The organism is Rhodococcus sp. ACPA4, assembly GCF_002300185.1.
In the GTDB taxonomy this organism is placed as follows: domain Bacteria; phylum Actinomycetota; class Actinomycetes; order Mycobacteriales; family Mycobacteriaceae; genus Rhodococcus_F; species Rhodococcus_F globerula.
Window position 1 is genome coordinate 1138795 of sequence record NZ_NSDY01000001.1, and the last position, 12918, is coordinate 1151712.

At 63.3% G+C, this 12918-nt stretch carries 11 protein-coding genes; 7 read left to right on the top strand and 4 right to left on the bottom strand.

What is annotated here, in order from left to right; genetic code table 11:
• The first annotated feature begins 48 nt into the window (after positions 1–48).
• A complete protein-coding gene (locus CJ178_RS05300; RefSeq protein WP_095887843.1) occupies positions 49–1839 on the top strand; it encodes an enoyl-CoA hydratase-related protein in 1791 nt (596 codons plus the stop codon).
• Positions 1840–1856: 17 nt separating this feature from the next.
• Here the strand turns inward: CJ178_RS05300 and CJ178_RS05305 are convergent, their stop codons facing one another.
• On the bottom strand, positions 1857–2675 hold the full coding sequence (locus tag CJ178_RS05305) for a hypothetical protein (protein ID WP_095886290.1): 819 nt from the start codon (positions 2673–2675) through the stop codon (positions 1857–1859).
• A gap of 67 nt (positions 2676–2742) precedes the next feature.
• Between CJ178_RS05305 and CJ178_RS05310 the strand changes: the two genes are divergently transcribed.
• The 3 genes from CJ178_RS05310 to CJ178_RS05320 are packed head-to-tail and all read left to right on the top strand — an operon-like array spanning position 2743 to position 5324.
• A complete protein-coding gene (locus CJ178_RS05310; protein WP_092807988.1) occupies positions 2743–3576 on the top strand; it encodes a DUF3097 domain-containing protein in 834 nt (277 codons plus the stop codon).
• A gap of 37 nt (positions 3577–3613) precedes the next feature.
• Positions 3614–4045, top strand: a complete 432-nt coding sequence (locus CJ178_RS05315; RefSeq protein WP_033232071.1) for an NfeD family protein — start codon at positions 3614–3616, stop codon at positions 4043–4045.
• Between the two features lie 4 nt (positions 4046–4049).
• Entirely contained in the window at positions 4050–5324 is a 1275-nt protein-coding gene (locus CJ178_RS05320) for an SPFH domain-containing protein (protein ID WP_045067726.1), read from the top strand.
• 64 nt (positions 5325–5388) lie between these two features.
• Here CJ178_RS05320 and CJ178_RS05325 read toward each other — a convergent pair whose 3' ends face one another.
• From CJ178_RS05325 to CJ178_RS05335, 3 genes are read right to left on the bottom strand one after another with little or no spacing between them, the layout of a single operon-like run.
• Positions 5389–5922, bottom strand: coding sequence for a hypothetical protein (locus CJ178_RS05325; RefSeq protein WP_095886291.1), 534 nt, complete (start codon positions 5920–5922; stop codon positions 5389–5391).
• Positions 5923–5936: 14 nt separating this feature from the next.
• Positions 5937–6554, bottom strand: coding sequence for a hypothetical protein (locus CJ178_RS05330; RefSeq protein ID WP_095886292.1), 618 nt, complete (start codon positions 6552–6554; stop codon positions 5937–5939).
• A gap of 31 nt (positions 6555–6585) precedes the next feature.
• On the bottom strand, positions 6586–7305 hold the full coding sequence (locus CJ178_RS05335) for a TVP38/TMEM64 family protein (protein ID WP_095886293.1): 720 nt from the start codon (positions 7303–7305) through the stop codon (positions 6586–6588).
• Positions 7306–7705: 400 nt separating this feature from the next.
• On the opposite strand from CJ178_RS05335, the gene mutA reads away from it, so the two are divergent.
• The 3 genes from mutA to meaB are packed head-to-tail and all read left to right on the top strand — an operon-like array spanning position 7706 to position 12887.
• Positions 7706–9601, top strand: a complete 1896-nt coding sequence (mutA, locus tag CJ178_RS05340) for a methylmalonyl-CoA mutase small subunit (protein WP_095886294.1) — start codon at positions 7706–7708, stop codon at positions 9599–9601.
• The gene (gene scpA, locus CJ178_RS05345) at positions 9598–11850 is read left to right on the top strand and encodes a methylmalonyl-CoA mutase (RefSeq protein WP_033232065.1); all 2253 of its coding nucleotides are present in this window, start codon (positions 9598–9600) and stop codon (positions 11848–11850) included. The genes mutA and scpA overlap by 4 nt, the downstream gene beginning before the upstream one ends.
• Positions 11851–11867: 17 nt before the next feature.
• On the top strand, positions 11868–12887 hold the full coding sequence (gene meaB / locus CJ178_RS05350; protein WP_051730336.1) for a methylmalonyl Co-A mutase-associated GTPase MeaB: 1020 nt from the start codon (positions 11868–11870) through the stop codon (positions 12885–12887).
• Positions 12888–12918 lie beyond the last annotated feature (31 nt).

The window sequence follows — 12918 nt, forward strand, 5'->3', positions numbered from 1 at the left end:
GAGCCTGGTCTACGCCGTTGATACCCGACTATGCAAGCAGGGGAATTCATGGTTTCGACCCCCAGGGCGATCTCGTCAGCTGTGTCGCTGACGGTTGCCTCGAATGACGTGATGTCACCACCAGCAACGTCTAGGCAACGTGGCGGTTGGGTGAGCGGGCAGCGATTGCGCACTGTCGCTGCTGGCCTGTTTGCCCGAAACCAGCCAAGCGAGTCGCCGACGCCGACGCGCACGGTGCTACTTCTTGTCACCTCGGACAACGGGCTGTCGCAGCGGGCGGCGCTGGTGTTGCGCGAGGCCGGCCATCGAGTGCGGACGGCAGTGGTGTCGGACGCGGAGTCGGCGCTCGTGGCCACTGCACCTGACGACTTCGATCTCATCATCTGCCCGTATCTGAAAGTTTATATACCGGAAGAGATTTGGCGAAGATGGACGACGATCATCATCCATCCCGGACCGCCAGGGGATCGAGGTCCCTCTTCGCTGGACTGGGCGATCGCGGATGGCGAGAGCACCTGGGGTGTCACGGCATTACAAGCTCGCGAGGAACTCGACGGTGGGCCGGTGTGGGCGTGGCGAACCTTCGACCTGTGCGCCGGTGCCCCCAAATCTGCGGTCTACAACGATGCGGTTACCGCCGCAGCGGTGGAGTGCATCCTGGAAGTAGTCGACAGGTTCGGAACTCCGGATTTTGTGCCGCTTACCTCGGAATCGGTACCGCGGCCGGTAGCCTCCGCGACGACGCGGCCGGTCATGAAACAAGCAGATCGCGCCTTCTCGTGGTCACAGGACGCGCCGAGCATCGTGCGCGCGATCAATGCGGCGGACGGTTTTCCCGGTGTGAACACCGAATTGGGACTCGACCGTGTATTTGTCTACGACGCGCACCTGGACGCGCATGTCGACGCCGACCCCGGCACCATTCTCGAGTATCACCACGAGGCAATCCGTGTTGCCACCGGCGCCGGTACCGTCTGGATCGGCCAAGCGCGCCCTGAAGGTCCGGCAGGTTTCAAGCTCCCGGCGACAGCCGTGGTTCGCCCAGGCACCTTTGTTCCGCAGGTGCAAGACAGTCGCTACCCGGGTATCGACTACCACCGGGACGGCGACATCGGCTACCTCTCCTTCCGCAGCTACAACGGCGCGATGAGCACTGCGCAGTGTCGACGGTTAGCCGACCGTCTGCGCTGGGCCATCGAACTTGATACCAAGGTTCTGGTGTTGACCGGTGATTACGGCGGATTCAGCAACGGTATTCACCTCAATGTGATCGAGGCCGCCGCCGATCAGGCCGGCGAAGCGTGGTCGAACATCAAGGCCATCAACGCGGTCGCGAACCAGATCGTCAATTGTGTGGACCAGGTGCTCGTTGCCGCCTTCACCGGAAATGCCGGAGCCGGCGGCGTCATGCTCCCGCTCGGCGCCGACGTTGTCGCAGCCAGGGACGGTGTAGTTCTCAATCCGCACTACGCCACGATGGGTTTGTTCGGCTCGGAATTGCACACGTACACGCTTCCCGTCCGGGTTGGTGAATACCAGGCTCGGCGGCTGCTTTCGGAGTGTCAACCCATCAGCATCGGTCAGGCTCGACAGATCGGACTTGTTGATGCCATCGGGCCTCGCGATCCGATGCTTTTCGAGTCGTGGCTGAACAAGATCGCAACAGACCTTCTCGTCGGGGATCGGCGGAAAGCGATGCTCGAGAAGAAACGATCGCGGCTCGCACTCGATCCGGTCGCGCCGTACGAACAGCGGGAGCTCGAGGAGATGAAGAGCGACATGTTCGGTGATCGCAACGGGTTCGCTGAGAAACGTCGAAAATTCGTTCGCAAGTTGTGATCGGTGACTGTCGCTGTCTAGTTTTCGCCCGCCGGGTGGTGCGAGGAGGCACTCGCCACCGCTGCTGTTCGGGCGGATCGCACCGCGGCCCACAGCGGCCGCAACAAGGATTCTCGCGTATGGACAGCGGAGATGCTGGGTGGTTGGTTGGTCGAATCATGCTCGGCCACAGTCAAAATGGCGGCAACCTGATCGGCGCTGTCGAGGACTCGCAGCGCCCGAGGTGCAAGGGAATCGGGGTAGCGGTGATGCGCCAGGTCGGAGAGTGCATCGGCAATTGCTGCCCGGGCATCGTCACCCGGCGTGCCGGTGGGGACGGTCTGAAGCGACAGCAGTGCCGCGGCGGCGTCGCGAACGGCCTCGCGCATCGAATATTCGGCTTCTCCGAGACCGACATACTCGGCCGGCCCCGTCACGGTCGGCACGGAGTACACCGTCCAGCGCAGAACGTCGGGACCTTCATGCACGGGAACGAGTCCGATTCCCGCAGAACCCGCAGCGCCGACCAGAACACCTTCACCGGCGCCCAACGCGGCTGCGGCGAACCCGGTACCGGCAGGCAGACCGCGCACATCACCCGGGGCAGGTAGCGCCAATCGTAAGTCGGTCGGTGAGATGTTCCCGGCGCGTCGCAGCACGCGGAGCAACATCGGCGCGCCACCGTCGGTGATACCCGGCCAGTCGAGTCCGAGGGCCGACGCGGTATCCGCGTCGGCGGCACCGATCAAATGCATCGGCGCCCACGCCACGAGCGCATCGATGACGTCGTCCGGGGCGCTGTCGCCGGCGAGCCATGATGCTGCCCACACGGTGAGCGTTGCGCTGGGAGAACTCATGACAGAAGAGTTTAGTTCGGCGTGGCAACCTGTGCCCCTTGGGCGTTGTCACCTAGCGTTATCCGGCGTGAGCGGTGGAAACGGATACGGTGACATCTTCGCGGGCCATGCCCGCACCCAGAAGCGTCAAGTGCCCCAGGTGGCGGCCGAGCGCGACCTCGTCGTCGAGGATGCGGCAACGGGATTCTGCGGCGCGGTCGTCGGATTCGAGCGCACGTACGACGGTGATTTTGTTCGGCTCGAGGACGGCCGTTCGCAGAAGCGACTGTTTGCGATGCGTGAGGCTGCATTCCTCATCGACGGCGCACCCGTGACGTTGGTGCGACCGGCACCTAAGGCTACGTCTGCCAAGTCGGCGAGGTCCGCGTCGGGATCGACCCGTGTTGAAGGATTACGCGCTCGCACAGCACTTCCCAGCCGGATCTGGGTGGAGGGTGTCCACGACGCAGCCCTGGTGGAACGGGTGTGGGGACACGACCTGCGCGTCGAAGGTGTAGTTGTCGAACACCTCGAGGGCTTGGACAACCTGGGGGAGCGACTTGCGGAGTTCGGCCCAGGTCCCGGGCGACGAGTCGGTGTTCTTGTCGATCACCTGGTTACCGGCTCGAAGGAAACGCAACTGACGCAGGGCCTCGGCCCGAACGTGTTGGTGACGGGCCATCCGTACATCGACGTCTGGGAAGCGGTCCGGCCCAAGTCCGTCGGAATTGCTGCCTGGCCGAAGATTCCGCGCGGTGAGGACTGGAAGACGGGGATTTGCCGCGAACTCGGCTGGGGGACACCTCAGGAAGGGTGGCGACGTGTCTACAACGCGGTCGAGAGCTTCCGCGATCTGGAAGCTCCGCTGATCGGAGCCGTCGAACAGCTTGTCGATTTTGTCACCGAGCCGAACCTGACGTAGGCGCGGCGCAGATCACACTCTCTGGTTAGATGGTGTTGTGGCTGCACTTCTTTGGCTTGTCGGGGCACTTGTGCTCGCCGGCGCGGAAGCACTGGCAGGAGATTTCTTTCTGCTGATGCTCGCCGGTGGGGCGCTTGCTACTGCCGGTGTCAGTTCGGTCACCGATTTTCCCGTGTGGGTCGACGCCGTCATGTTCGGCGTGTTCTCGGGAGTGCTCATTCTCGGTGTTCGGCCTTTCCTGTTGCGACGCTTCGGGACTCCGCCGCCCACTCCGATGGGAATTCAAGCGCTCGAAGGTAAACGTGCCGTCGTTCTCGAAGAGGTCGGCGAGCATGCCGGCCAGGTCAAGCTGGACGGTCAGATATGGACAGCTCGCCCGCTCGACAGCGCTGACGTGTATCCAGCGGGGACAACGGTGACGGTGATGGAAATCAACGGGGCAACAGCAGTTGTCTGGAGGGGACCGTAAAAACATGGCAGCACTTATAGTTCTTGGTGTCTTGGTGCTTTTCGTGATCTTGGTGGTTGCGAAATCGGTAGCACTGGTACCGCAGGCGGAAGCCGCGGTCATCGAGCGACTCGGTCGGTACTCGAAAACAGTGTCGGGTCAGCTCACATTTCTGATCCCCTTCGCGGATCGGGTGCGGGCAAAGGTCGATCTGCGCGAACGGGTTGTGTCCTTCCCACCGCAACCGGTGATCACGCAGGACAACCTGACGTTGTCCATCGACACCGTGGTGTATTTCCAGGTCACCAATCCGCAGGCTGCGGTGTACGAGATCAGCAACTACATTGCCGCGGTCGAGCAGTTGACCACGACGACTCTGCGTAACGTCGTCGGCGGTATGACGCTGGAAGAGACGCTGACCTCGCGTGACTCCATCAACGGTCAGTTGCGTGGTGTGCTCGACGAAGCAACCGGCCGCTGGGGCCTGCGGGTCGCACGAGTGGAACTCAAGAGCATCGATCCGCCGCCGTCGATTCAGGAGTCGATGGAAAAGCAGATGAAGGCCGACCGCGAGAAGCGCGCCATGATTCTCACGGCTGAGGGGCACCGCGAAGCTGCGATCAAGACCGCTGAGGGTGCGAAGCAGAGTCAGATCCTGTCAGCTGAAGGCAACAAGCAGGCCTCCGTTCTCAACGCCGAGGGCGAGCGTCAGTCGCAAATCCTTCGCGCGCAGGGTGATCGCGCTGCCAAGTATCTGCAGGCGCAAGGTGAAGCCAAGGCAATCGAGAAGGTCTTTGCCGCCATCAAGTCGGGTAAGCCGACGCCGGAACTGCTTGCATACCAGTACCTTCAGACGTTGCCTCAGATGGCGCAGGGTGACGCGAACAAAGTGTGGCTGGTGCCGAGCGATTTCGGCGACGCACTCAAGGGCTTCGCAAAAACACTGGGTGCACCAGGCGATGACGGCGTGTTCCGGTACGAACCGCCCGCGGCGGAAGAGAACCTGCCCAGCCCGGAGGACGATTCCGACGAGGTAGCCGAATGGTTCGAGACAAAGTCCGACCCGGCTATCGCAGAAGCTGTCCGCGCTGCGGAAATCGCGGCCCGGACACCGGTAGAGGATCCTGCGGCAGCGGTTCGCGCACAGCGCGAAAGCGCCCCGCAGTTCACCGACCCGGCGCTGCCGGCACCAGGTGAAAGCCAATGGTCCGGACAGTTCCAGCAGGAGCCGGAACCTGGAGAATTCCAGCAGAAGTACCCGTATCAAGATCAGCCGCCGGAGGGCGGACCGCGTCACTAGCCGCCCGTCGGCGGACCGCGTCACTAATATTTGAAATGAATTCGAAAAGCGCTGATCACCAGAACTATGTGATCAGCGCTTTTCCTGTTCCGCAGACAGCAATCGCCCAGAGGACGCTGGCGAATGTTCCGATGATGAACTGTTCCGAGGCATGGGGTTCACGCAGTTCGGGATACCGGGCCAATCCCTTGACCGCCAACACGATTGCGATACCTTCCGGCCAACCAGCCAGAATGGACACTGCGACGGCGATGCGCTCGAGGACTCCGATGACGCGGCCACCGCGCAATGGACCCGCGTTGGGTGCGGGGCTGCCGTCTGGTTGGCGCCGCGCGACCTTGAACGTAGCCAAAACTACGGGAGCACCCGCCGTTGCGGAAGCCAGAATGCACAGGACGAGTGTCGCTCCGAGCGCAAATCCCGTGACCGGTGTGGTCCGACTGGCGGCCAGCGCCGCAACCCCGAGGGCAGGCAGAGCCACGGTGGCGGATACCCATTCGGGAACCTGGACGTGGCCGCCGCTCAGTTTTGGCAGCGCAGCCGCAATCAGCGGTGCTGCGGCTGCAACTGCGAGCGCGATCAGTGCCAGAACAACCATGTAATGCGCCCCTGTCAGTGTGTGGTGCGAGCAGTGTAGGTCTGGGCTCGGACAAGTAGCCGCTGTGCGAGTCGTCGGCCGGCAAGTTCGGCTTGCCAGCCGGCGGTGAGCAGGCGTTTCGACATGGCCTGCTTGGTGATTCCGAGCCGTTCGGCGGCGGCGACCTGGGTGAGGCCGTCGTCCATCAATGCGATAGCCGCACGTCCGTCAGGTGTTTGCCGAAGCACGATCGTGCCAAGCATGGTCAGGGCGCCGTCGATGTCCGCGGCAAGTTCGGCGAGGTCGCCGTCGGCTGGGGCCTGCTCGACGGAGATACGCGCGGGGGCTTTCTTGGCACGTTCGACGGCGATGCGTGCCGCTTCGAATGCCGGACCACGCCCGGCGCGGGTCTGGGCGGGAAGTGGTTCTTCGACGGGGCCGATTCCGATTCCGACACTCCAGTATTCGCGCCGCAGTAGTTCGAGCGCCAGGTGCACCAGGAGTTGGGGATCGTCGGTGACTGCTTGAATTTCGTCGCCTGCTGTCCGCTCGAACCCTCGGACGAGGGGGGCGGACGCGAGATCGCGAAGGACTTTGTCGACGCGGTCGACATCACGGCGACTACCGCGTTGGTCGACTGTCAGTACGAACATTAGTCAACATTAAGAGGTTGACTTCTCTATGTCAATCTTTAGAAGTTGACTTCTCGCTATCAACCTCCAGGGTTTGACCCGTCAGTGTTTGGCCATCGGACGGCTGGTGCAGTTCCACGGATGTCTTGCGGGCGTCGAACAGCAATCCTCCGATGCCAATGGCAATGCAGATTCCTGACAGCACAAGCAGGCGAGGGTCGGCTTCGCCGGACAGGGCATCGCCGAGTACGACGATTCCGATCGTGCCGGGCAGAATTCCCACCACTGTGGCGATCACGTAGGGCACCAGGCGGATCGACGAAATGCCGCAGCAGTAGTTCACCACTGAAAACGGGACGAACGCGATCAAGCGCAGGGACCCAACGGCCAGCCATCCGCGTTTCTCGATCCGCTCGTCCACTCGCCTGATTGTCGGACTCGATATCCGTTGCCAGACCACCTCTCGGCCGATGGCGCGGACGAGATACAGAGCCAGGATGGCACTGACCGTGGTTGCCGCGACGGTGAGAGCGATACCTGTCGCCGATCCGAACAGCACGCCGGCGCTGAGGGTGAAAACCGTCCGAGGAAAGGGCGCGACGGTAACCAGGGAATGAACAAGAAAGAACACGAGCGGAAACATCGGTCCGATGGAATCCGCCCACTCCCGGACCTGAGATACCGACGGGTGCGGCGCAAGGAGTGCCGCCACGAAGAGTGCGAGCACCAGCAGGGCAATCGCGATCAATCTTCGGTCCAGCAGGCGCCCCATCACAGGGCACAAGGTTACCGGTGCGCGTGAGGAATCCCGACGTATGCGGCCCAGTCGTCCGGAAACCGGGTGCCCCTACCAGCGTGATGTGATGAAAACCACTACCCTTCGGGTAGGGGTGACGTGGGAGGTCCCGCCCAGTGGTACCGACTCGCCGGTAACTCGTAAACGTGCTGAACAATCGCTAGGTAAGGATCATGGCTACACGCCAATCCGCGCCGTACCAGCCGGTAGGCAAGTTGTCGGGCGGCCTTAGCAGACCCCTTCGCCGCGAACGTGACGTGATCCTCACGATAAGCACGTCCGAAGGCGGGTTAGCATCACAGCCATAACGAGCAATTCGATGAACAGTTCCGATAACAGGTATAACGCTTACGCACAACGAGAGGCAGCGGACACAGTGTCATTAGCTTCAGAAGCCGAGGCTGTCGAGCAGGCATATGCGGAGTGGCAACGCTCCGTCGCCGGAGTGCTCGCCAAGTCCCGTCGAGTCGACGCCGCAGAACTAGGCCCCGAGCCGCAGAAACTGCTCGAAACCGTCACATACGACGGCGTCACTGTCGCACCGCTCTACAGCCCACGCGACGAGCGCCCCGAGCAGACCCTGCCCGGTAGCTTCCCGTACGTCCGCGGAGTCGACGCTCATCGCGACGTCAATGCAGGCTGGTTGGTTTCGGCTCAGTTCGGAACCGCTTCCGCCGCAGACACCAACCGGACCATCCTCGACGCACTCGAGAACGGTGTCAGTGCGATCTGGCTCAAAGCCGGACTCGGTGGCGTCTCCGTCGACGATCTGAACGCGGCGCTCGAGGGCGTGCTCCTCGATCTGGCTCCGCTCACACTCGATGCCGGCGCCGAAGCAAGCGCCGCCGCCCGCGCGATCCTGGCAGTGCTCGATGCCCGCGCTGAAGCCGGTGACGGAGTCAGCGATCGCGCAAGCATCCGCATCAACCTCGGCACGGCACCTCTGACGAGTTCCTTCTCCGGCGCAGCCGACGTCGAGCTGACAGAAGCAGTCGAGCTAGCTGTCGCCGCTGACGCTCGCGCCGAATCGGTGCGGGCCATCACCGTCGACGGCACGGCATTCCACAATGCCGGCGCCGGTGACGCCGAGGAGCTCGGAGCGGCCGTCGCAGCCGGTCTCGAATACCTCCGCGCGCTTACCGCAGACGGCGATCTGACCATCGGTGCTGCGTTGGCGCAGTTGGCTTTCCGTTACGCAGCCACCGACGATCAGTTCCAGACCATCGCGAAGTTCCGCGCCGCACGTCTCGTGTGGGCCCGCATCGCTCAGGTCTGCGGCGCATCCGACTTCGGCGGCGCACCACAGCACGCTGTCACGTCCGCCGCGATGATGGCTCAGCGTGATCCCTGGGTGAACATGCTGCGCACCACCCTCGCCGCATTCGGCGCCGGTGTCGGTGGAGCAGACGCGGTGACGGTTCTTCCGTTCGACGTCGCCCTGGCCGACGGCACCCTTGGTGTCAGCAAGTCCTTCTCCTCACGCATCGCGCGCAACACGCAGTTGCTTCTCCTCGAGGAGTCGCACCTGGGCCGCGTGCTCGATCCGTCGGCCGGCTCCTGGTATGTCGAAGACCTGACACAGCAGATCGCCGCGACTGCCTGGGAGTTCTTCCAGGAAATCGAAGCAGCCGGCGGATATCTGGCTGCACTCGAAGCGGGAATCGTCTCCGATCGCATCGCCGCTACCAAGGCCAAGCGTGACTCCGACATCGCACACCGCAAGACCACGGTCACCGGTGTCAACGAGTTCCCGAACCTCGGCGAAACACCGCTTTCCGCCGAAGCCGTCGAGCCCGGCCAGTCCGTCGCCCGGTACGCGGCTGCGTTCGAAGCGCTTCGTGACCGCTCGGACGCATTCCTCGCTGCCGGCGGCGCCCGCCCCACTGCGCTGCTCGCGCCGCTGGGCTCGGTTGCAGAACACAATGTGCGCACCACGTTTGCGTCGAACCTTCTCGCTTCGGGCGGTATCGACGCAGTCAACCCCGGCCCGCTCGAGGTAGGCGCAGAAGCCATCTCCGCTGCAGTCAAGGCTTCCGGTGCCACCGTCGCCGTGCTGTGTGGCACGGACAAGCGTTACGGCGAGAGCGCCGCAGCGGCCGTCGCAGAATTGCGCGCTGCCGGTATCACCAAGGTGCTGCTGGCCGGCCCGGAAAAGGCCGTCGGCGATGCCGCGGGCGATTCGCGTCCGGACGGATTCCTCACAGCCCGCATCGACGCAGTATCGGCTCTGACCGAACTGCTCGACTTCATCGAGACGGGAAGCTCCAAGTGACGACACGAGAGGTCAAGCACGTGATCGGCAGTTTCGCCGAGGTCCCACTCGAGGACCCGCAGTCTCCGGCACCCACACCACCGTCGGTCGAGCAGACACAGGCCCTCATCGAAGAGGGTGCCACCGCCAACAACTACGCCGCTGAGCAGGTTGTCTGGTCCACGCCGGAGGGTATCGACGTCAAGCCGGTGTACACCGGTGCAGACCGCGCGGCCGCCGCCGAGTCCGGTTACCCGCTCGACAGCTTCCCGGGTGCTGCACCGTTCCTGCGTGGTCCCTACCCGACCATGTACGTGAACCAGCCGTGGACCATTCGCCAGTACGCCGGCTTCTCCACTGCCGCCGAGTCCAATGCGTTCTACCGTCGCAACCTCGCGGCCGGTCAGAAGGGCCTGTCGGTCGCGTTCGACCTCGCGACCCACCGCGGCTACGACTCCGATCACCCCCGCGTTGCTGGTGACGTCGGAATGGCCGGTGTCGCAATCGATTCCATCCTCGACATGCGTCAACTCTTCGACGGAATCGACCTCTCACAGGTGTCGGTCTCGATGACGATGAACGGCGCTGTGCTGCCGATTCTCGCGCTGTACGTTGCTGCGGCAGGCGAGCAGGGTGTCACTCCGGACAAGCTGGCCGGAACGATCCAGAACGACATCCTCAAAGAGTTCATGGTCCGCAACACCTACATCTATCCGCCCAAGCCCTCGATGCGGATCATCTCGGACATCTTTGCGTACTCGAGTGCGGAAATGCCGAAGTACAACTCCATCTCCATCTCGGGTTACCACATCCAGGAAGCCGGAGCGACGGCCGATCTGGAACTGGCATACACCCTCGCTGACGGCGTCGAGTACATTCGCGCCGGCCTCGACGCCGGTATGGACATCGACAAGTTCGCACCGCGCCTGTCCTTCTTCTGGGCCATCGGCATGAACTTCTTCATGGAGGTCGCCAAGCTCCGCGCCGGACGCCTCCTGTGGGCCGAGCTTGTTGCCAAGTTCGATCCCAAGAGCGCGAAGTCGCTCTCGCTGCGTACCCACTCGCAGACCTCGGGCTGGTCGCTGACCGCGCAGGACGTCTTCAACAACGTTCCGCGTACCTGCGTCGAAGCCATGGCTGCCACCCAGGGACACACGCAGTCACTGCACACCAACGCACTCGACGAGGCCATCGCACTGCCGACGGACTTCTCCGCGCGTATCGCCCGCAACACCCAGCTGCTGCTGCAGCAGGAGTCCGGTACGGTTCGGCCCATCGATCCGTGGGGCGGCTCGTACTACGTCGAGTGGCTCACCAACGAGCTCGCCAACCGGGCACGTAAGCACATCGAAGAGGTCGAGGAAGCCGGCGGAATGGCTCAGGCCATCAACGAAGGCATCCCGAAGCTGCGTATCGAGGAAGCTGCCGCTCGCACGCAGGCGCGCATCGACTCCGGTCGGCAGCCGCTCGTCGGCGTCAACAAGTACGTTCCCGACGAGGTCGACACCATCGAAGTTCTCAAGGTCGAGAACTCCAAGGTGCGCAAGGAACAGCTCGAGAAGCTGGTTCGTCTTCGCGCGGAACGTGATCCGGAAGCCGTCGAGGCCGCACTCGCGAACCTCACCCGCGCTGCCGCATCCACCGAAGGCGGCATGGAGAACAATCTCCTCGCCCTCGCAGTTGTTGCCGCTCGCGCTATGGCTACCGTCGGCGAGATTTCCGATGCCCTCGAGAAGGTTTACGGACGCCACCAGGCCGAGATCCGCACCATCAGTGGTGTGTACCGAGACGAGGCAGGATCGGTGAGCAACATCAGCAAGGCAATGGAACTGGTCGAGAAGTTCGCCGAGGACGAGGGACGTCGTCCCCGCATCCTCGTTGCGAAGATGGGCCAGGACGGTCACGACCGTGGCCAGAAGGTCATCTCCACGGCCTTCGCGGACATCGGATTCGACGTTGACGTCGGACCGCTGTTCCAGACCCCCGAAGAGGTCGCCAATCAGGCGGCCGACAACGACGTCCACGTAGTCGGTGTGTCGTCGTTGGCAGCCGGTCACCTCACCTTGGTGCCGGCGCTGCGGGAAGCGCTGGCTGCGGCCGGTCGTCCCGACATCATGATCGTGGTCGGCGGAGTCATCCCGCCCGGCGACTTCGACGAACTCTACGAAGCCGGCGCTGCTGCCATCTTCCCGCCCGGAACCGTCATCGCCGACGCTGCCAGCGGATTGCTGGAGAAGCTGGCCGTCCAACTGGGCCACGATCGCAGCTGAGAAGGGGTTGACTGAAGATGGCACAGCCCATCGACACGCCGACGCCGGCTGCTAGGCCATCTGTTGATTCCCTTGCCGAGGCCGTGCGCGCAAATCAGCGCGCCGGCCTCGCCCGGGCGATCACCCTCGTCGAATCCACACGCGACGATCACCGGGCGCTCGCGCAGCAACTACTGCTGAAGTTGCTGCCCGAAGCCGGGGGAGCGCACCGCATCGGCATCACCGGCGTTCCCGGCGTCGGCAAGTCGACGTTCATCGACGCGCTCGGAATGTACTTGCTGGGCAAGGGACATCGGGTTGCGGTGTTGGCGGTCGATCCGTCGTCCACCCGCACCGGCGGCTCGATTCTCGGCGACAAGACGCGCATGGCTCGGCTTACCGTCGAACCGAACGCGTACATCCGGCCATCACCGACGTCCGGCACGCTCGGGGGTGTTGCCAAGGCAACCCGCGAGACCATCGTGCTTCTCGAAGCTGCTGGTTTCGACGTCATCCTGGTGGAGACAGTGGGTGTCGGGCAGTCCGAAGTCACTGTTGCCAACATGGTGGACTGCTTCACGTTCCTGACCCTCGCTCGTACCGGAGATCAGTTGCAGGGCATCAAGAAGGGTGTTCTGGAACTCGCAGATCTGGTCGCGGTCAACAAGGCCGATGGCAAGCATGAGCGCGAGGCGCAGGGCGCTGCCCGCGAACTTGCGGGAGCGCTTCGTCTGATCTACCCGCACGACGCTATCTGGAAGCCGCCCGTCATCACGATGAGCGGTCTCGAAGGTCTTGGCCTGGACGAGTTCTGGGGAACTGTCACCAAGCACCGTGAGGTGTTGACCGAAGCAGGTCAGTTCGAGGAGAAGCGTCGGAAGCAACAGGTCGACTGGACCTGGACGATGGTGAACGACCAGCTGCTGCGCCGACTTTCGGCCAACGAGCACGTTCGCGCGATTCGTGCCGATGTCGAACGAAGCGTACGCGAAGGATCGTTGACTGCGGCGTTGGCTGCTCAGCGGATTCTGGACGCATTCGACGGAAGCGACAAGTAGCACTAGAAGTCAGGCACGGTCGTTGCGACTC

What these genes read in the sequence shown, in the direction of transcription:
- CJ178_RS05335 (WP_095886293.1), bottom strand. Translation starts at nt 7,305, where the DNA reads ATGGGGCGCCTGCTGGACCGAAGATTGATCGCGATTGCCCTGCTGGTG.
- CJ178_RS05320 (WP_045067726.1), top strand. Translation starts at nt 4,050, where the DNA reads ATGGCAGCACTTATAGTTCTTGGTGTCTTGGTGCTTTTCGTGATCTTG.
- CJ178_RS05300 (WP_095887843.1), top strand. Translation starts at nt 49, where the DNA reads ATGGTTTCGACCCCCAGGGCGATCTCGTCAGCTGTGTCGCTGACGGTT.
- CJ178_RS05325 (WP_095886291.1), bottom strand. Translation starts at nt 5,922, where the DNA reads ATGGTTGTTCTGGCACTGATCGCGCTCGCAGTTGCAGCCGCAGCACCG.
- meaB (WP_051730336.1), top strand. Translation starts at nt 11,868, where the DNA reads ATGGCACAGCCCATCGACACGCCGACGCCGGCTGCTAGGCCATCTGTT.
- CJ178_RS05330 (WP_095886292.1), bottom strand. Translation starts at nt 6,554, where the DNA reads ATGTTCGTACTGACAGTCGACCAACGCGGTAGTCGCCGTGATGTCGAC.
- CJ178_RS05305 (WP_095886290.1), bottom strand. Translation starts at nt 2,675, where the DNA reads ATGAGTTCTCCCAGCGCAACGCTCACCGTGTGGGCAGCATCATGGCTC.